The 21273-nt window shown below is 42.3% G+C and carries 11 protein-coding genes; 5 read left to right on the plus strand and 6 right to left on the minus strand.

Features of this window, described 5'->3' with window-relative positions:
* Positions 1–2: 2 nt before the first annotated feature.
* Entirely contained in the window at positions 3–779 is a 777-nt protein-coding gene (locus IPP61_22020) for a UDP-2,3-diacylglucosamine diphosphatase (protein ID MBL0327802.1), read from the minus strand.
* Between the two features lie 146 nt (positions 780–925).
* Between IPP61_22020 and IPP61_22025 the strand changes: the two genes are divergently transcribed.
* The 4 genes from IPP61_22025 to IPP61_22040 all read left to right on the plus strand — a co-directional run bounded on the left by IPP61_22025 (position 926) and on the right by IPP61_22040 (position 4159).
* Positions 926–1306 carry a response regulator gene (locus tag IPP61_22025; protein ID MBL0327803.1) on the plus strand — a complete coding sequence of 127 codons (381 nt, stop codon included), beginning with the start codon at positions 926–928 and terminating at the stop codon, positions 1304–1306.
* Between the two features lie 10 nt (positions 1307–1316).
* On the plus strand, positions 1317–2081 hold the full coding sequence (locus IPP61_22030) for an MBL fold metallo-hydrolase (protein MBL0327804.1): 765 nt from the start codon (positions 1317–1319) through the stop codon (positions 2079–2081).
* A complete protein-coding gene (locus IPP61_22035; GenBank protein ID MBL0327805.1) occupies positions 2081–3724 on the plus strand; it encodes a VRR-NUC domain-containing protein in 1644 nt (547 codons plus the stop codon). Before IPP61_22030 ends, IPP61_22035 begins: the two co-directional genes overlap by 1 nt.
* Before the next feature lie 114 nt (positions 3725–3838).
* Positions 3839–4159 carry a cytochrome C gene (locus IPP61_22040; GenBank protein MBL0327806.1) on the plus strand — a complete coding sequence of 107 codons (321 nt, stop codon included), beginning with the start codon at positions 3839–3841 and terminating at the stop codon, positions 4157–4159.
* A 76-nt stretch (positions 4160–4235) separates the two neighbouring features.
* Here IPP61_22040 and IPP61_22045 read toward each other — a convergent pair whose 3' ends face one another.
* Genes IPP61_22045 through IPP61_22055 form a run of 3 tightly spaced genes read right to left on the minus strand, consistent with a single transcriptional unit; the run spans position 4236 to position 5372 of the window.
* Positions 4236–4685 (minus strand): 50S ribosomal protein L9, encoded by a 450-nt coding sequence (locus tag IPP61_22045; GenBank protein MBL0327807.1) that lies wholly within the window; start codon positions 4683–4685, stop codon positions 4236–4238.
* A 43-nt stretch (positions 4686–4728) separates the two neighbouring features.
* A complete protein-coding gene (locus tag IPP61_22050) occupies positions 4729–4983 on the minus strand; it encodes a 30S ribosomal protein S18 (GenBank protein MBL0327808.1) in 255 nt (84 codons plus the stop codon).
* Between the two features lie 23 nt (positions 4984–5006).
* On the minus strand, positions 5007–5372 hold the full coding sequence (locus tag IPP61_22055; GenBank protein MBL0327809.1) for a 30S ribosomal protein S6: 366 nt from the start codon (positions 5370–5372) through the stop codon (positions 5007–5009).
* 282 nt (positions 5373–5654) lie between these two features.
* Here IPP61_22055 and IPP61_22060 point away from each other — a divergent pair, with 282 nt between their 5' ends.
* The gene (locus tag IPP61_22060) at positions 5655–6842 is read left to right on the plus strand and encodes a phosphoglycerate kinase (protein MBL0327810.1); all 1188 of its coding nucleotides are present in this window, start codon (positions 5655–5657) and stop codon (positions 6840–6842) included.
* A 247-nt stretch (positions 6843–7089) separates the two neighbouring features.
* On the opposite strand, the gene IPP61_22065 is transcribed toward IPP61_22060, so the two are convergent.
* Positions 7090–19269: a hypothetical protein gene (locus tag IPP61_22065; GenBank protein MBL0327811.1), complete on the minus strand. Its 12180-nt coding sequence runs from the start codon at positions 19267–19269 to the stop codon at positions 7090–7092.
* Positions 19266–21273: DUF11 domain-containing protein (locus tag IPP61_22070; protein ID MBL0327812.1), on the minus strand; the 2008-nt coding region annotated here is incomplete at its 5' end. The genes IPP61_22070 and IPP61_22065, both read right to left, overlap by 4 nt.

The following is a 21273-nucleotide window of genomic DNA, read 5'->3' on the forward strand; positions in this document are numbered from 1 at the left end:
ATCTAAAAAACTTTTAATTCCAGATTTTCTCCATCAAAAACAGCATAAGAGTCAAACCTGATCCAGTCGCCCAGATTAATATACCTTGACTTGGGACTGAGTTGTAGATCTAGTTTATAGTGTCGGTGTCCAAAAATATAAAAATCGCGGTGTTGAAGTTCTTCTTCTTTTTTGGAATATAAATAAAGCAGCTCTTTCTCAGGCGATTCATACACATACACATCGTTCACTTTGTCGTGCTTTTTCCAGGAATTTTGTGCCCATAGATTTCCCAGAAACAATGACCAATCAGGATGCAATAAATTGGCAAATGCCCACCTTAAAATTCTATTCTCAAAAATCCTTTTTAAGAACTTATATGCAGTATCTCCGGGTCCAAGACCATCACCATGGCCTATCAGGAAACGTTTGTCGTTAATTTTGTACTCTAAAGAATTACGGGAAACTTCACAGCCAAATTCCCTGTTAAAATAGTCCCGCATCCACATGTCATGATTGCCACTAAATACTTCGATTTGTACGCCGGCATCTGACAATTCAGCCAGCTTACCCAAAAATCTGATGTGGCCTTTAGGAGCTACCCTTTTATACTCAAACCAAAAATCAAACATATCACCGACCAAAAACAACACTTGCACATCGGTTTTGATGAAATCGAGCCATTTACAGATTTTTTTCTCCCGAATCAGACTTTGTGAATAGTCAGGAGCACCCAAGTGGAAATCAGAAGCGAAGTATATTTTTTTACCAGGAATTAGATTGATTTCCTTCAAAAGCATTTTTTTTCTCAAAATTAAAAATAGAGGTGAATATTTGGACTTTTTTGTCAAAAATTAATGTTTTTTTTTCAAATGACCCTTTATATTTCAGGAGTTATTTGATTAACAATTATATTTACAAAAAAACAATCAAAAGATAATAAATCATGCCATCACCTAATAGAGTACTTATTGCAGAGGACAGTTCGGTAATTCAAAATTTGGTTAAAAAAATCCTCGAATTTCAGAATTTTGAGATTACCGCAGTAAAAAATGGCGAGCAGGTTGTGCAATTACTTGAAAAAGAAAATTTCGACATCGTGCTTCTTGACATTAACATGCCAATCATGGACGGTATGGAATGTGTAAAGGCGATCAGAGCCATGAGCGTACCCGAAAAATCAAAAGTGCCTGTTGTCGCTATCACAGGAAATGCCCGTAACTACTCTGAAGAAGAGTTTAAAGAGGCTGGTTTCAATGATGTACTTATGAAGCCACTGAATTTTGACAAATTGGTGTTAATCGTAAAAGGGTTGACAGAAAAATAAAATTTCTGCAATGAAAATTACATTTTTGGGTACCGGCACCTCTACCGGAGTGCCTGTACTCACCTGTAAATGTGATGTATGCAGATCACTCGACTTTAGAGATAAGAGGCTGAGGGTGTCACTTCTTATACAATTTAAAGGTTCCAATATTGTGATTGACACAGGACCTGACTTCCGGCAACAGGCACTTGCCGCTGACCTAACACACCTTGATGCTGTAATTTTTACGCATGAACATAAAGACCACACCGCGGGCCTCGACGATGTGAGGCCATTTAACTACCTGCAAGGCATAAAAAACTGCCCTATTTATGCTCATCCCAGGGTGATAGAGCAACTCAAACAGGAATATCATTATGCATTTCAGGAAAACCCTTATCCGGGAGTTCCGATAATTGAATGCCATGAAATATCTGACAAACCTTTTATAGTTAAAGGATTAGAGTTCCTACCTATAAATGTTTTACATCATAAATTGCAGGTTTATGGCTTCAGGTTCAATGATTTCACTTATATAACTGATGCAAATTATATTGCTGAAGAAGAAATTGAAAAAATTAAAGGCTCAAAAATCCTGGTCATAAATGCACTTCAAAGGCAGGACCACATTTCGCATTTCACTTTTCAACAAGCTATAGATTTATCAGAAAAAATCGGTGCGGGTCACACCTATTTTACGCATATCAGTCATAAACTTGGCCGCCATTCTGAGGTGGAAAAAGAACTACCGGCACACATCTCACTGGCATACGATGGTCTTTCTGTAAGTATCTGATGGAAAACCCGTTACCACCAAAATATTACCATACCAATTTCGAATATTTACTATCTTTTGTAAAAGACAAATACAAAAGCTTGTTAATTGAGCCCGAATGGCGATTTCTGAGAAAATACTATTCCTTACCCAACGACTCCCAATGCCTGTTTATACGATTTACCAATAGAAAGGGTTTGTTTTTCAAAAAAAAATCACTGAAATATGAAGAGATTGAGAATCTGGATTTTCAGTTAAAGATTTTAATTGAAAAGGGATTTGTTTCAGAACTTAATTTTGAGGATCATAAAAATTATCTCAGCGATATAATTTATGTATTGACAAAAGCAGACTTGTTAAGCTTTTTTGATTTAAAATCTTTCAAAAATCTAAAAAAAGAACAACTTGCCGAGCAGCTAAAAATCAGCTACAGTCCTGAAGAAATTTTTAAAGTTTTGGCTAAGACATCGGAGCTGGTGAAAATGAACTTCGAACTCGAGGTTTCATTTTTGCGGTTTCTGTTTTTCGGAAATAAATACATGGATATGACCGAATTTGTGTTGCGTGATTTGGGTCTAATTCAGTACTATCAACACTCCGACGACCATTTGGTGGCCAGATTTGAAACCCGGAAAGAAGCCGAAGACAAATGGATGATCTCGGAATTCTTCCTGGTATTTGAAGAATTAAAATCCACCCAAAGTCCTGTGGAGATTTTGGACTGGTACCAGAATACCCAGCAGAGTCTTCAGGAACTTAGCACAGTGGCAATGACCACCTGGGAGCGACTTCAACTCAAAATCGGGAAGCACTTTGAGCAACAAAAACACTTTGATGCGGCATTGGAAGTATATAAAAATGTTAGTGCTGTTCCTTCACGAGAGCGGGCTGTCCGTTGCCTGGCAAAAATCGGTTATGTTGAGGAAGCCAAAGCCCTTTGTCACCAAATGACAATTAATCCTCAAAATGCTGACGAGCAGTTTTTTGCGGAGTATTTTGTAAAAAATCTTGAAGGAAAAAAAAATAAAAAGCAAACGACTGAATTTATCAAAAACGCCTCCGAAATTACCGTGGATAATATGTACATTCACCAGGTCGAACTCGGGGCCATTGAGCATTTTCGTGATGCGGGCTTTGAGGCGGCTTTTTCAGAAAATCATACCTGGCGAAGTCTTTTTGGGCTGGCGTTCTGGGAGATAATTTTTGATCCTTCGCTCGTGGCTTTTCATCATCCATTTCAAAGGAGACCTTCGGACTTGCATCTGCCTGATTTTTATCAAAAAAGAGGAGAAAATATAAGGAACCACCTTGAATCTTTTGAAACTAAAGATGATTTTTTGAATTATTTGTGGGAAAATTACCGGCAAAATGAAGGTATTGCAAATGCTTTCGTAATCTGGTTGCCGGAAATCTGGGAGCTGGTAAGGGTGATGGTTACACATATAGAATGGCAAAATTTAAAGGTCATTCTAACAAAAATTGCAGAAAATATTGTTGAAAACTCTCGTGGGCTGCCCGATTTGTTGGTTTGGAATCAAAACGGCCTGGAACTAATAGAAATAAAATCACCCAATGATGCATTAAGCAATCAACAACTGTTTTGGTTGAGGTTTTTCAATGAGATTGGTGTCAAAGCAAGCGTATTGAGAGTCAGATTTGAATAAATAATCTGTAACCGATTAACACTTAAATAACATTTTTTTTAATCAGTATATAGAAAAATATTTTACCTTTACGGTAGTTAACTAAAATGTTTAATTTAAGAATTTTTAAAAATAATGAAAAAATCAGCTTTATCGATTGCATTCGTTCTGTTTGCATTTTTGGCTGCACAAGCCCAAACCAAAATCCCACCTAATATCCAGAAACTTCTTACCAAAAACACTTGCCTGGCTTGTCATAACCCTGACACCAAAATAGTTGGACCAGCGTATAAAGAAGTAATGAAGAAGAAAAAATATACTCCGGAGCAAATAGTAGCTTTGATTTACAAACCAAAACCTTCTAACTGGCCTGGTTATCCTGCAATGACTGCCCTACCTTCAGTTCCAAAAAGTGAGGCACTAGAGATGGCAAAGTGGATTGCTTCTTTGAAATAATTTTTTTAGTTTAAGATTCATAAAAAAAGGGGTTGCTTTCATCAAGCATCCCCCTTTTTTTATGATAGAGAAAAGATTACTCTTCGCTCTCAGCAACCACACTTACATTAAGCTGGTGCTTAACTTCTTTATGAAGGTCAATTGTGGCTTTGTATTCACCCACAAACTTGATGTCTTCAACTGTGATTTTCTTTCTGTCAATTGCAATTCCTTTAAGTGCAAGAGCATCAGAAATCTGAATACTGGTGATACGACCAAAAATACGGCCACTCTCACCCACTTTCATGCTGATAACCACCTGTCCTTCACCGATTTGCTCAGCAATTGAAAGTGCATCAGACTTAAGTTTTTCGGCTTTGTGAGCGGCTTGTTTTAAGTTCTCAGCCAAAATTTTCTTATTTGATCCGGTTGCCAATACAGCAAAACCCTGTGGAATCAAATAATTGCGACCATACCCGGGCTTCACATCAAGGATATCATTTTTGTACCCCAGGCCGGCGATGTCAGTTTTTAATATTATTTCCATTTTGATTCAATTCTACGATTAAAAAATAAAAAAAGGAGGGTTATTATTTCAAACCATCGGCCACATAAGGCAACAAAGCCAAATGACGGGCACGTTTAATGGCAGTTGATACCCTTCTCTGAAATTTAAGGCTGTTGCCAGTCAATCTTCTAGGAAGGATTTTTCCTTGCTCATTTAAAAATTTCAATAAAAAGTTAGGGTCTTTGTAATCTACATACTTAATACCCAGCTTTTTAAATCTGCAATACTTCTTGCGATTTTGTTCTTTTCTTTCTACCGGTTCGTTAACTAATGACATAATCTTAATCTTTTAAAATGTTTTTACTCAGCCGCTGGAGCTGTTTCTTTTGATTTCGAAGCACCACTTTTACGTTTAGCCGAATATGCCGCAGCATGTTTGTCTAATTTAGTGGTAAGAAAACGCAAAATGCGTTCGTCACGTCTGAACTCGGTCTCTAATACTGAAATCAGAGTAGGAGAACTTTTAAATTCAAACAATTGGTAAAAGCCCGTAGTTTTGTGCTGAATGGTGTAAGCAAGCTTACGAAGACCCCAAGCCTCTTCATTAAGGATCTCAGCACCGTGATCAGTCAATACTGATTTAAATTTGTCAACAGTGTCCTTTATCTGGGCTTCAGATAAAACGGGAGTTAAAATGAACACTGTTTCGTACTGGTTTTGAAACATTTGAATAAAAAATAATTGTTTAAAAATAATACTTTTCCGAAAATCGGACTGCAAAATTACTGCTTTGAGATTGAATTTCAAACAATTAATTCAAAATAGTTTGAATATTATTTCACTTTAAACTGATTTTTATGATAATATGATTTATTTTGTAAAATATTGGATATTTAACACTTATTTACCCATATTTTCGATTTTCTTTTCTTATAAAAATTTAAGTGTTTAAGAGATATTTTACCTTTGTGAATATTTAAAACTGGTTACAAAATTTCAAGTAAATCAATGAAAACTGTAGATTCTTTTGATTTTTCAAACAAAAAAGCTCTGATAAGAGTGGACTTCAATGTACCTCTAAATGAGCGTCATGAAATAACCGACGATACTCGAATTAAAGCCACAATTCCTACCATAAAAAAGATTTTGAATGATGGGGGTTCATGTATTTTGATGTCGCATCTGGGAAGACCCAAAGATGGTCCAACCGAAAAATATTCCTTAAAACACCTTGTAGCACCATTGTCGCTGATTTTAGGATTACCTGTAAAATTTGCTGATGATTGTATCGGACAACAAGCCACTGATCTTGCTGCTGGACTTCAGCCAGGTGAAGTTTTGGTTTTGGAAAACCTTCGTTTTTATAAAGAAGAAGAGAAAGGTGATGTGGCATTTGCCGAAAAACTTTCCAAATTAGGTGATGTTTGGGTAAATGATGCCTTCGGTACAGCTCACCGGGCACATGCTTCTACTGCAGTAATCGGTCAGTTTTTCACTGATAAAATTTGTGGAAAAGTAATGCAGGCCGAAATCGATAATGCTCAACATATCCTAGAAAGTGCTGAAAGACCTTTCACAGCAATTATGGGCGGAGCAAAAATTTCAGACAAAATCCTGATTATTGAAAGACTACTCGATAAAGTTGATAATTTGATAATCGGTGGTGGTATGACTTATACATTCACCAAAGCCTTGGGTGGCGAAATCGGAAAATCGCTTTTAGAAGCTGATAAACAAGAATTGGCCCTAAGTATTCTGGAAAAAGCTAAAGCAAAAGGGGTAAATATTATTATGCCTGTTGACAATGTTTGTGCTGACGCCTTCAGCAATGACGCCAATCGCCAGATTGTGGCTACAGGTGCCATACCAGCTGACTGGGAAGGACTTGATATTGGACCGGAATCAGTTAAATTGTTTGTAGAAACCATTAAAAAATCCAAGACTATTCTTTGGAACGGTCCGATGGGAGTATTTGAATTCCCGAATTTTGCAATCGGAACCAACGCTATAGCCGAAGCTGTAGTTGCAGCTACTGAAGAAAATAATGCTTTCTCTCTTATTGGAGGTGGTGACTCGGCATCTGCTATTAACAATGCGGGATATGGAGACAGAGTTTCTTATGTTTCAACCGGTGGAGGAGCCCTTCTTGAGTACATGGAAGGTAAAGTATTACCGGGCGTTGCAGCTTTAGACTGAAAAAAAAATATAACGTATAAGATAGATTAAGCTCGGGAAACCGGGCTTTTTTTGTTTTCCAACGAAATAGGAATTGTCGGCATAAAAGGATTTTAATTTATGATATAACAACAGGAAATCATTTTTAAAATTGAACCAGGAAAGTAATTCCATTTTTTCTAAAAATATTAAAACCAAAACTTCAAAATATAAAAGAGGTCTGCCGGAATTCCGACAGACCTCAGTAGTATATTTTCCTAAAATGTTATTACCTAATTTTTCTAACCGTAATTGGAACACATATCTGTGGTGGACATGCACATACTTCCTGAACTATTATCGGGCAACAAGTACTGCTTGCACAGCCACTTCCATCAACTATGATAGTATAGATACCACCTTGCGATGCGATATATGTTGGAGAAGTAGCACCACTTATCAATGTTCCATTGCGGTACCATTGATAGGTCGAATACCCACTTCCGGCTGTAAGTTCTATTGTCTCACTTTTTTCCGGACAAATAACCAATGGTACTGTTACACAAGCCCTGGTAATGTCGTCTTCGTTAATTACTTTATCACCCGGATTTGAATCAGTATCACCAAAAGTAGATGATACCACCCATGCATCCATACAAGCCAGTCCACCAATATTGGTTAATAGTCTGACCTGAAGCGTAAGTATTGCACTGTCACCCGCCGCTAAGCTAATTCCCGACCATTGTCCGGTGAGTGTATCATAAGTACCTTCCGAAGTTACTGCTGAAATTAAATCAAAGTTTGTACTCAAACTGTCCCCAATCACAACATTATTTAATACTGCTATGGTGTCGGTTCTTGCTACTTTAAATCTGAAAGTGATGGTATCGCCAATGGCTTGCGTACAAGTTCCAAGAACACTCGATGTCAAATTGACATCTACAACTGGTGTTGGAAGGGCAGTCACCGTTGGATTCGAATCTCCCGGTAACATTGGGTCACCATTATCAGAGGTATCACTAACCACAATTGCATTTATGCTGGTTCCTGCTGCAACTGCCGAGTTACTTATCACACCTGCCAAAATATCTGTCATTGTTATAGGATAGGTAAACTGAGCCACGCCCATACCTCCCGGAGACAATGAAACCGGGCTTAACGATATTGGAGAAGCACTAATTCTGGAATCATTAATTGAGATATTAAATACAGGTACATTTCCTGTGTTTACCACTGTAAATGAATACAAGATTGAATCTCCAAGATATCCGTCCCCTATAAGAGTACCATTTTTTATTAATTCTATTTCCGGTTGTATTAAGTTAGTAATAACTACAACGGCAGTATCACTTAGTCCGGTAATATCTTCAGTCAGTCCATATACCAATGGAGTAGGATGGTTGAAGAACCCTGGAATTGGAGTAAAACTTAATACTCCTGTCACATCAGAATAGCTCCACATACCTTCACCAACTACAATCAGATTTGAAGTAATTCCTGGTGCAAAAGGCTCGAGATCCACTGTGGTAGTACCCGTAGTCGCAAGAGAACCATCAGAAAGTCTGTCGTCAGTTAGAATATTTAGGCTAACTACAGTTTGTGGCTGATTATTTAAAGAACTATCTGAATTTGCTATTGGAGGTAGCTCAGTATAAGTTACATGAATAAGAGCAGTATCTACCAAACCTGTTGACACTTCACGAATTATGTAACTGATATTAGTTGGATCAGTTGTAAATCCTGGAGTTGGGTCAAAAGTCACCTGACCGGTCGCAGAATTGTAAGTCCAAATACCTTGACTTCCTACTGTAATAAATGACTGGTCACCAGGTGAAGCCGGATCCATATCTACAACCACCTCTGGAGCAGTGGCAGCATTTCCATCTGATAATAAATCATTAGAAACAATATCCAGCACAGCATTTACGCCAGGAACATTCCCTAAACTTGTATCATTTGCAGCTACCACAGGCAACAAATACGTGTATGTGATTGTGGCTGTATCTTTTAATCCTGTCGCAATTTCATTCAAAACATATTGAATTGGAGTAGGATTGCCAGTAAACCCAGATTGAGGAGTAAAGGAAACAATTCCAGTTAAGGTGTCATAAATAAAAGTACCTTCACTTGGAATGACCAAAGAATTCTCAATAATAGGGGTAGCTAGGTTCAAATCTACATTTGCAGTTGCCGGAGTGGCATTCAGACCTGAACTTAATGTATCGTTGGCCAAAACATTCACGCTTCCAATAACAAAAGGCATGTTATTTAAATCGCTGTCATTAATTGCTATTGGAGGCGATGCCGGACCATAAGCAATAACTACTGTAGCTGTTCTTGATTGCCCTTTAGAAATCTCGGTGATTTCGTAAGTAATCGGAGTAGGGTCTGTTATAAATCCAGGCTCAGGAGTGAAAGTTAATTCACCAGTAATTGGATCATATTCCCATACTCCCTCCCCCGGAACAGTCAAAGTAGTATCTATACCCGGAGTTGCCGGATTAAGGTCTATTGAAACTTCAATTGGAGTGGCAGGATTACCATCAGAAAGTGTATCATTTTCGATAATATTAACAACTACTGGAACACCAGGTGTGTTTCCAACACTTTGATCATTTTCAGGAACTAAAGGAATATAAGTTATTGTAATTGTTGCTGTATCTTTTAGTCCAGTTAAATCTTCAACCAAAACATATTGAATAGGAGTTGGGTTGTCAGTAAATCCTGATTCCGGAGTAAAAGTGACATTTCCTGTTAAACTATTGTAAGTATAAGAACCTTCTCCAATAATATTGATAGTATTTTCAATAATTGGGGTGGCAGGATTCAAATCTACGCTTACTTTCGTAACATTAGCAACTGAACCATCAGATAAACTATCTGTTAATAAAACATTCAAAGTGACTACTGTTGCCGGAGAATTATCAAGACTATTATCATCATAAGCAATAGGCTTTAGTTCATTATAAACCATAGTTACATATGCAGTATCAGAAAGTCCTGCAGTTTTGTCCGTTAACTGATAATAAATCGGCGTAGGATCTTTTGTAAATCCTGTTTCAGGATTAAATGTAAGCAATCCCGAGGTTGAATCATAAGACCAAACTCCTTCGCCTGATACAGTAATCATAGACTGAATACCAGGGTTAATCATATCTAAGTCTATAATTACCTCCAAAGGAGTTGCTGGACTTCCGTCGGAAAGTGTATCATTTGAAACAATATTAACTATAGCATTTATACCTGGTAGTGTACCTGAACTTGCGTCATTAATTGCATCAACCGGTAATAAATATGTAATTGTAATTAAGGATGTATCTTTTAAACCTCCAACATTTTCAATTAAAACATATTGAATTGGTGTAGGGCTTCCAGTAAATCCTGATTGAGGCTCAAAACTTACTACACCTGTTGCACCATTGTAAGAGAAAGTACCCTCACCTGCCACAACTAAAGTATCATCTACAATTAAAGTGGCAGGGGTTAAATCCACAATTGAAGTAAGTGGTGTTGCTCCTAAACCTGTGCTTAATGTGTCGTTACCTAAAACATTAACACTTGCAGTAATGTAAGGCATATTATTTATACTGCTATCTGGTAATGCAACAGGATAAACTGCCGGTGCATAATCAATAGTTACTACCGCACTCCTGATTGTTCCTTTTGAAATTTCAGAAATTTCATAAGTAATAGGACTAGGGTCAGTTACAAAACCAGGCTCAGGTGTAAAAGTTAGGTCACCTGTTACAGGGTCATAAACCCATACTCCTTCTCCTGGAATTGTTAAGGTTGTATCAATTCCCGGAGTTATTGGATCCAGGTCAACAATCACTTCTGCCGGAGTAGCCGGATTTCCATCAGAAATTGTATCATTAGAAATAATATTTAATACAACAGGCATTCCAGGTAAATTAGCAATACTGCTATCGTTTAATGGTATTATTGGAATGTAAGTAATGTTAACTAAAGCAGTATCTTTTAATGTAGTCAAAGTCTCAACTAAAACATACTGAATAGGTGTTGGATTACTATCAAAACCTACCTCAGGAGTAAATGTCAAGTTTCCGTTAGCTGCATTATAATTATATGTACCCTCTCCTACCACAATCAATGAATTATCTATAATTGGAGTAGCTGGAGTCAAATCAATCAAAGTAGTCGAAGTGGTTGCGGGTGAACCATCAGACAAATCATCATTATTTAATATATTCAACACAACTATTGATGCAGGAGAATTATCTAAATCATTGTCGTTAACAGCAAATGGAGATATCTCTGTATATCCTACAGTAATCATTGCCAAACTGCTCAACCCTGTATAATTTTCAGTCAAACTATAGGTTATAGCAGAAGGGTCAGTTGTAAATCCTGGTTCCGGAACAAATGTTACATCTCCATTTACCGGATTTAGAGTCCAAACACCTTCTCCCGAAACTGACAATGTATCTTGTACACCTCCCAAACCCGGATTCAAATCAATTTTGACTCTTGCAGGTGTCGCATTGCTGCCATCTGAAAGATCATCGTTGGTCAATACATTCAATGTCACCACTGTGCCAGGTACATTGCCCAACTCATTGTCATTCACCGCTACAGGTGGAATCTCTGTGTATTCTACATTGATCGCTGCGGTATCCGATAATCCGGTGATTGTCTCTGTCAATATATAGTTTATGTCCGTAGGATCGGTCGTAAAGGCTACTTCCGGGGTGAATGTCACCTCTCCTGTCGCCGGATTGTATACCCACTCGCCCTGTCCGGCTACCGTTAAGGTATCCTGGATGCCAGGTGTCGCAGGGTTCAAATCTACGGTCACCGTTAGTGGTGTCGCATTGCTGCCATCTGAAAGATCATCGTTGGTCAATACATTCAATGTCACCGCTGTGCCAGGTACATTACCCAGATCATTGTCATTCACCGCTACAGGTGGAATCTCTGTGTATTCTACATTGATCGCTGCTGTATCCGATAATCCGGTGATTGTCTCTGTCAATATATAGTTTATATCCGTAGGATCGGTCGTAAAGGCTACTTCAGGGGTGAACGTCACCTCTCCTGTCGATGGATTATATACCCACTCGCCCTGTCCGGCTACCGTTAAGGTATCCTGGATGCCAGGTGTCGCAGGGTTCAAATCTACAGTTACCGTTAGTGGTGTCGCATTGCTGCCATCTGAAAGATCATCGTTGGTCAATACATTCAATGTCACCGCTGTGCCAGGTACATTACCCAGATCATTGTCATTCACCGCTACTGGTGGGATCTCTGTGTATTCTACATTGATCGCTGCGGTATCCGAAAGACCTGTAAGCGTCTCTGTCAATATATAGTTTATGTCCGTAGGATCGGTCGTAAAGGTTACTTCCGGGGTGAATGTCACCTCTCCTGTCGCCGGATTGTATACCCACTCGCCCTGTCCGGCTACCGTCAAGGTATCCTGAATGCCAGGTGTCGCAGGGTTCAAATCTACGGTTACCGTTAGTGGTGTCGCATTGCTGCCGTCTGAAAGATCATCGTTGGTCAATACATTCAATGTCACCACTGTGCCCGGTACATTGCCCAACTCATTGTCATTCACCGCTACAGGTGGGATCTCTGTGTATTCTACATTGATCGCTGCGGTATCAGAAAGACCTGTAAGCGTCTCTGTCAATATATAGTTTATATCCGTAGGATCGGTCGTAAAGGCTACTTCAGGGGTGAATGTCACCTCTCCTGTCGCAGGATTGTATACCCACTCACCCTGTCCGGCTACCGTCAAGGTATCTTGAATGCCAGGTGTCGCCGGGTTCAAATCTACGGTCACCGTTAGTGGTGTCGCATTGCTGCCGTCTGAAAGATCATCGTTGGTCAATACATTCAATGTCACTGCTGTGCCCGGTACATTGCCCAACTCATTGTCATTCACCGCTACAGGTGGGATCTCTGTGTATTCTACATTGATCGCTGCGGTATCAGATAATCCGGTGATTGTCTCTGTCAATATATAGTTTATATCCGTAGGATCGGTCGTAAAGGCTACTTCAGGGGTGAACGTCACCTCTCCTGTCGCAGGATTGTATACCCACTCGCCCTGTCCGGCTACCGTCAAGGTATCCTGGATGCCAGGTGTCGCAGGGTTCAAATCTACAGTTACCGTTAGTGGTGTTGCATTGCTGCCATCTGAAAGATCATCGTTGGTCAATACATTCAATGTCACCACTGTGCCAGGTACATTGCCCAACTCATTGTCATTCACCGCTACAGGTGGAATCTCTGTGTATTCTACATTGATCGCTGCGGTATCCGATAATCCGGTGATTGTCTCTGTCAATATATAGTTTATGTCCGTAGGATCGGTCGTAAAGGCTACTTCCGGGGTGAATGTCACCTCTCCTGTCGCAGGATTGTATACCCACTCGCCCTGTCCGGCTACCGTTAAGGTATCCTGGATGCCAGGTGTCGCAGGGTTCAAATCTACGGTCACCGTTAGTGGTGTCGCATTGCTGCCATCTGAAAGATCATCGTTGGTCAATACATTCAATGTCACTGCTGTGCCCGGTACATTGCCCAACTCATTGTCATTCACCGCTACAGGTGGGATCTCTGTGTATTCTACATTGATCGCTGCGGTATCCGATAATCCGGTGATTGTCTCTGTCAATATATAGTTTATATCCGTAGGATCGGTCGTAAAGGCTACTTCCGGGGTGAAAGTCACCTCTCCTGTCGCCGGATTGTATACCCACTCGCCCTGTCCGGCTACCGTCAAGGTATCCTGGATGCCAGGTGTCGCAGGGTTCAAATCTACGGTCACCGTTAGTGGTGTCGCATTGCTGCCATCTGAAAGATCATCGTTGGTCAATACATTCAATGTCACCGCTGTGCCAGGTACATTGCCCAACTCATTGTCATTCACCGCTACTGGTGGAATCTCTGTGTATTCTACATTGATCGCTGCGGTATCAGAAAGACCTGTTAGCGTCTCTGTCAATATATAGTTTATGTCTGTAGGATCGGTCGTAAAGGCTACTTCCGGAGTGAATGTCACCTCTCCTGTTGCAAGATTGTATACCCACTCACCCTGTCCGGCTACCGTTAAGGTATCCTGGATGCCAGGTGTCGCCGGGTTCAAATCTACAGTCACCGTTAGTGGTGTCGCATTGCTGCCGTCTGAAAGATCATCGTTGGTCAATACATTCAATGTCACCGCTGTACCAGGTACATTGCCCAGATCATTGTCATTCACCGCTACAGGTGGAATCTCTGTGTATTCTACATTGATCGCTGCGGTATCAGAAAGACCTGTTAGCGTCTCTGTCAATATATAGTTTATGTCCGTAGGATCGGTCGTAAAGGCTACTTCAGGGGTGAATGTCACCTCGCCTGTCGCCGGATTATATACCCACTCGCCCTGTCCGGCTACCGTTAAGGTATCCTGAATGCCAGGTGTCGCAGGGTTCAAATCTACGGTCACCGTTAGTGGTGTTGCATTGCTGCCATCTGAAAGATCATCGTTGGTCAATACATTCAATGTCACCGCTGTGCCCGGTACATTGCCCTGATCATTGTCATTCACCGCTACAGGTGGAATCTCTGTGTATTCTACATTGATCGCTGCTGTATCAGAAAGACCTGTAAGCGTCTCTGTCAATATATAGTTTATATCCGTAGGATCGGTCGTAAAGGCTACTTCAGGGGTGAAAGTCACCTCGCCTGTCGCCGGATTATATACCCACTCGCCCTGTCCGGCTACCGTTAAGGTATCCTGGATGCCAGGTGTCGCAGGGTTCAAATCTACAGTTACCGTTGCTGGTGTTGCATTGCTGCCATCTGAAAGATCATCGTTGGTCAATACATTCAATGTCACTGCTGTGCCAGGTACATTACCCAGATCATTGTCATTCACCGCTACAGGTGGAATCTCTGTGTATTCTACATTGATCGCTGCTGTATCCGATAATCCGGTGATTGTCTCTGTCAATATATAGTTTATATCCGTAGGATCGGTCGTAAAGGCTACTTCAGGGGTGAACGTCACCTCTCCTGTCGATGGATTATATACCCACTCGCCCTGTCCGGCTACCGTTAAGGTATCCTGGATGCCAGGTGTCGCCGGGTTCAAATCTACAGTTACCGTTAGTGGTGTCGCATTGCTGCCATCTGAAAGATCATCGTTGGTCAATACATTCAATGTCACCGCTGTGCCCGGTACATTGCCCAACTCATTGTCATTAACCGCTACTGGTGGAATCTCTGTGTATTCTACATTGATCGCTGCGGTATCAGAAAGACCTGTAAGCGTCTCTGTCAATATATAGTTTATGTCCGTAGGATCGGTCGTAAAGGCTACTTCAGGGGTGAACGTCACCTCTCCTGTCGCAGGATTGTATACCCACTCGCCCTGTCCGGCTACCGTTAAGGTATCCTGGATGCCAGGTGTCGCAGGGTTCAAATCTACGGTTACCGTTAGTGGTGTTGCATTGCTGCCGTCTGAAAGATCATCGTTGGTCAATACATTCAATGTCACCGCTGTGCCTGGTACATTACCCAGATCATTGTCATTCACCGCTACAGGTGGGATCTCTGTGTATTCTACATTGATCGCTGCGGTATCAGAAAGACCTGTTAGCGTCTCTGTCAATATATAGTTTATGTCCGTAGGATCGGTCGTAAACGCTACTTCCGGGGTGAAGGTCACCTCTCCTGTCCCTGGATTGTATACCCACTCGCCCTGTCCGGCTACCGTTAAGGTATCCTGGATGCCGGGTGTCGCAGGGTTCAAATCTACAGTTACCGTTAGTGGTGTCGCATTGCTGCCGTCTGAAAGATCATCGTTGGTCAATACATTCAATGTCACCGCCGTGCCCGGTACATTGCCCAGATCATTGTCATTCACCGCTACTGGTGGGATCTCTGTGTATTCTACATTGATCGCTGCGGTATCAGAAAGACCTGTTAGCGTCTCTGTCAATATATAGTTTATATCCGTAGGATCGGTCGTAAAGGCTACTTCAGGGGTGAATGTCACCTCGCCTGTCGCCGGATTGTATACCCACTCGCCCTGTCCGGCTACCGTCAAGGTATCCTGAATGCCAGGTGTCGCCGGGTTCAAATCTACGGTCACCGTTAGTGGTGTCGCATTGCTGCCATCTGAAAGATCATCGTTGGTCAATACATTCAATGTCACCGCTGTGCCAGGTACATTGCCCAGATCATTGTCATTCACCGCTACTGGTGGGATCTCTGTGTATTCTACATTGATCGCTGCGGTATCAGAAAGACCTGTAAGCGTCTCTGTCAATATATAGTTTATATCCGTAGGATCGGTCGTAAAGGCTACTTCCGGGGTGAATGTCACCTCTCCTGTCGCCGGATTGTATACCCACTCGCCCTGTCCGGCTACCGTTAAGGTATCCTGAATGCCAGGTGTCGCAGGGTTCAAATCTACAGTCACCGTTGCTGGGGTGGCATTGCTGCCGTCTGAAAGATCATCGTTGGTCAATACATTCAATGTCACCGCTGTGCCCGGTACATTACCCAGATCATTGTCATTCACCGCTACTGGTGGGATCTCTGTGTATTCTACATTGATCGCTGCTGTATCAGATAATCCGGTGATTGTCTCTGTCAATATATAGTTTATGTCCGTAGGATCGGTCGTAAAGGCTACTTCAGGGGTGAATGTCACCTCGCCTGTCGCCGGATTGTATACCCACTCGCCCTGTCCGGCTACCGTTAAGGTATCCTGGATGCCAGGTGTCGCAGGGTTCAAATCTACAGTCACCGTTAGTGGTGTCGCATTGCTGCCGTCTGAAAGATCATCGTTGGTCAATACATTCAATGTCACCGCTGTGCCAGGTACATTACCCAGAGCATTGTCATTCACCGCTACTGGTGGGATCTCTGTGTATTCTACATTGATCGCTGCGGTATCAGAAAGACCTGTTAGCGTCTCTGTCAATATATAGTTTATATCCGTAGGATCGGTCGTAAAGGCTACTTCAGGGGTGAATGTCACCTCGCCTGTCGCCGGATTATATACCCACTCGCCCTGTCCGGCTACCGTTAAGGTATCCTGAATGCCAGGTGTCGCAGGGTTCAAATCTACGGTTACCGTTAGTGGTGTCGCATTGCTGCCATCTGAAAGATCATCGTTGGTCAATACATTCAATGTCACCGCTGTCCCCGGTACATTGCCCAGATCATTGTCATTCACCGCTACTGGTGGGATCTCTGTGTATTCTACATTGATCGCTGCGGTATCAGAAAGACCTGTTAGCGTCTCTGTCAATATATAATTTATGTCTGTAGGATCGGTCGTAAAGGCTACTTCCGGGGTGAATGTCACCTCTCCTGTCGCCGGATTGTATACCCACTCGCCCTGTCCGGCTACCGTCAAGGTATCCTGAATGCCAGGTGTCGCAGGGTTCAAATCTACGGTTACCGTTAGTGGGGTTGCATTGCTGCCATCTGAAAGATCATCGTTGGTCAATACATTCAATGTCACCGCTGTGCCAGGTACATTGCCCAGATCATTGTCATTCACCGCTACAGGTGGAATCTCTGTGTATTCTACATTGATCGCTGCGGTATCAGAAAGACCTGTTAGCGTCTCTGTCAATATATAGTTTATATCCGTAGGATCGGTCGTAAAGGCTACTTCAGGGGTGAATATCACCTCTCCTGTCGCCGGATTGTATACCCACTCGCCCTGTCCGGCTACCGTTAAGGTATCCTGAATGCCAGGTGTCGCAGGGTTCAAATCTACGGTCACCGTTAGTGGTGTCGCATTGCTGCCATCTGAAAGATCATCGTTGGTCAATACATTCAATGTCACCGCTGTGCCCGGTACATTACCCAGATCATTGTCATTCACCGCTACTGGTGGGATCTCTGTGTATTCTACATTGATCGCTGCTGTATCAGATAATCCGGTGATTGTCTCTGTCAATATATAGTTTATGTCTGTAGGATCGGTCGTAAAGGCTACTTCAGGGGTGAATGTCACCTCGCCTGTCGCCGGATTGTATACCCACTCGCCCTGTCCGGCTACCGTTAAGGTATCCTGGATGCCAGGTGTCGCAGGGTTCAAATCTACAGTTACCGTTAGTGGTGTCGCATTGCTGCCGTCTGAAAGATCATCGTTGGTCAATACATTCAATGTCACCGCTGTGCCAGGTACATTGCCCAGATCATTGTCATTCACTGCTACTGGTGGGATCTCTGTGTATTCTACATTGATCGCTGCTGTATCAGATAATCCGGTGATTGTCTCTGTCAATATATAGTTTATGTCTGTAGGATCGGTCGTAAAGGCTACTTCAGGGGTGAATGTCACCTCGCCTGTCGCCGGATTGTATACCCACTCGCCCTGTCCGGCTACCGTCAAGGTATCCTGGATGCCAGGTGTCGCAGGGTTCAAATCTACGGTCACCGTTAGTGGTGTTGCATTGCTGCCATCTGAAAGATCATCGTTGGTCAATACATTCAATGTCACCGCTGTGCCCGGTACATTACCCAAATCATTGTCATTCACTGCTACTGGTGGGATCTCTGTGTATTCTACATTGATCGCTGCGGTATCAGAAAGACCTGTTAGCGTCTCTGTCAATATATAGTTTATGTCTGTAGGATCGGTCGTAAAGGCTACTTCAGGGGTGAATGTCACCTCTCCTGTCGCCGGATTGTATACCCACTCGCCCTGTCCGGCTACCGTCAAGGTATCCTGGATGCCAGGTGTCGCAGGGTTCAAATCTACGGTTACCGTTAGTGGTGTCGCATTGCTGCCGTCTGAAAGATCATCGTTGGTCAATACATTCAATGTCACCGCTGTGCCCGGTACATTACCCAGATCATTGTCATTCACCGCTACTGGTGGGATCTCTGTGTATTCTACATTGATCGCTGCTGTATCAGATAATCCGGTGATTGTCTCTGTCAATATATAGTTTATATCCGTAGGATCGGTCGTAAAGGCTACTTCAGGGGTGAATGTCACCTCTCCTGTCGCCGGATTGTATACCCACTCGCCCTGTCCGGCTACCGTCAAGGTATCCTGGATGCCAGGTGTCGCAGGGTTCAAATCTACGGTTACCGTTAGTGGTGTCGCATTGCTGCCGTCTGAAAGATCATCGTTGGTCAATACATTCAATGTCACCGCTGTGCCCGGTACATTGCCCAGATCATTGTCATTCACCGCTACTGGTGGAATCTCTGTGTATTCTACATTGATCGCTGCTGTATCCGAAAGACCTGTTAGCGTCTCTGTCAATATATAGTTTATGTCCGTAGGATCGGTCGTAAAGGCTACTTCAGGGGTGAACGTCACCTCTCCTGTCGCCGGATTGTATACCCACTCGCCCTGTCCGGCTACCGTTAAGGTATCCTGGATGCCAGGTGTCGCAGGGTTCAAATCTACAGTTACCGTTAGTGGTGTCGCATTGCTGCCATCTGAAAGATCATCGTTGGTCAATACATTCAATGTCACCACTGTGCCGGTACATTGCCCAGATCATTGTCATTCACCGCTACTGGTGGGATCTCTGTGTATTCTACATTGATCGCTGCTGTATCAGAAAGACCTGTTAGCGTCTCTGTCAATATATAGTTTATATCCGTAGGATCGGTCGTAAAGGCTACTTCAGGGGTGAATGTCACCTCTCCTGTCGCCGGATTGTATACCCACTCGCCCTGTCCGGCTACCGTCAAGGTATCCTGGATGCCAGGTGTCGCAGGGTTCAAATCTACGGTTACCGTTAGTGGTGTTGCATTGCTGCCATCTGAAAGATCATCGTTGGTCAATACATTCAATGTCACCGCTGTGCCAGGTACATTGCCCAGATCATTGTCATTCACCGCTACAGGTGGAATCTCTGTGTATTCTACATTGATCGCTGCGGTATCAGATAATCCGGTGATTGTCTCTGTCAATATATAGTTTATGTCCGTAGGATCGGTCGTAAAGGCTACTTCAGGGGTGAATGTAACCTCGCCTGTCGCCGGATTATATACCCACTCGCCCTGTCCGGCTACCGTTAAGGTATCCTGGATGCCAGGTGTCGCAGGGTTCAAATCTACAGTTACCGTTAGTGGTGTCGCATTGCTGCCATCTGAAAGATCATCGTTGGTCAATACATTCAATGTCACCACTGTGCCCGGTACATTGCCCAGATCATTGTCATTCACCGCTACTGGTGGGATCTCTGTGTATTCTACATTGATCGCTGCTGTATCAGAAAGACCTGTTAGCGTCTCTGTCAATATATAGTTTATATCCGTAGGATCGGTCGTAAAGGCTACTTCAGGGGTGAATGTCACCTCTCCTGTCGCCGGATTGTATACCCACTCGCCCTGTCCGGCTACCGTCAAGGTATCCTGGATGCCAGGTGTCGCAGGGTTCAAATCTACGGTTACCGTTAGTGGTGTTGCATTGCTGCCATCTGAAAGATCATCGTTGGTCAATACATTCAATGTCACCGCTGTGCCAGGTACATTGCCCAGATCATTGTCATTCACCGCTACAGGTGGAATCTCTGTGTATTCTACATTGATCGCTGCGGTATCAGATAATCCGGTGATTGTCTCTGTCAATATATAGTTTATGTCCGTAGGATCGGTCGTAAAGGCTACTTCAGGGGTGAATGTAACCTCGCCTGTCGCCGGATTATATACCCACTCGCCCTGTCCGGCTACCGTTAAGGTATCCTGGATGCCAGGTGTCGCAGGGTTCAAATCTACGGTTACCGTTGCTGGGGTTGCATTGCTGCCGTCACCTAAGGTGTCATTTGTAATAATATTTAAATTTGCTGGAATTCCAGGTACATTATTAATATCTGAATCATTTAAAGATCCTGGATAATAAGTTGGAACTGGTATTTCTGTATCTGAATTATTTAGGGCAATATTATCATATTCCCTACCATCTATTGATGCTGTATTTGAATATGAACCAGTAGTATTAACTAAAGCAGTAATTGTTAAAGTTTCAGAATCTAAATTTGCAAGAGTTCCAATATCCCAAATTCCGGTTCCTGAGTCATAGGTTCCTGTTGAAGCGACATGTGAAACATAAGTATAGCCTGATGGAATCAAATCATTTACCTGAACCAATGAACCGTCAATTGTTCCTAAATTCTCGGCTTGTATCGTAAATGTTACGTTTGTTCCAAATAATGGATGAAGATTGTCTGCTGTTTTTGTTACAGCCAAGTTTGCACAACCTTTTACAATTGAAAATGCAACTGAATCAGATTTGTACCCCCATCCCCATGTGTTAATAGTTCTAACATTTCCAAAATCATCGCATTGAAGGTTTCCAACTTCGTTACTGGATGAATCCGGAGCTGGTATTACTTGGGCATAGTTTCCTGTTCCACTCCATGCATGGGCAGGTGAAAATGAACCAATTATGGAATTATTTATACCTATTCCTGATACGTTATTAGAACCTACAGAACAATCTGCCCCTACATTTGAAAGATTGGAATCATCC

Source organism: Cytophagaceae bacterium (assembly GCA_016722655.1).
GTDB lineage: Bacteria > Bacteroidota > Bacteroidia > Cytophagales > Spirosomataceae > Leadbetterella.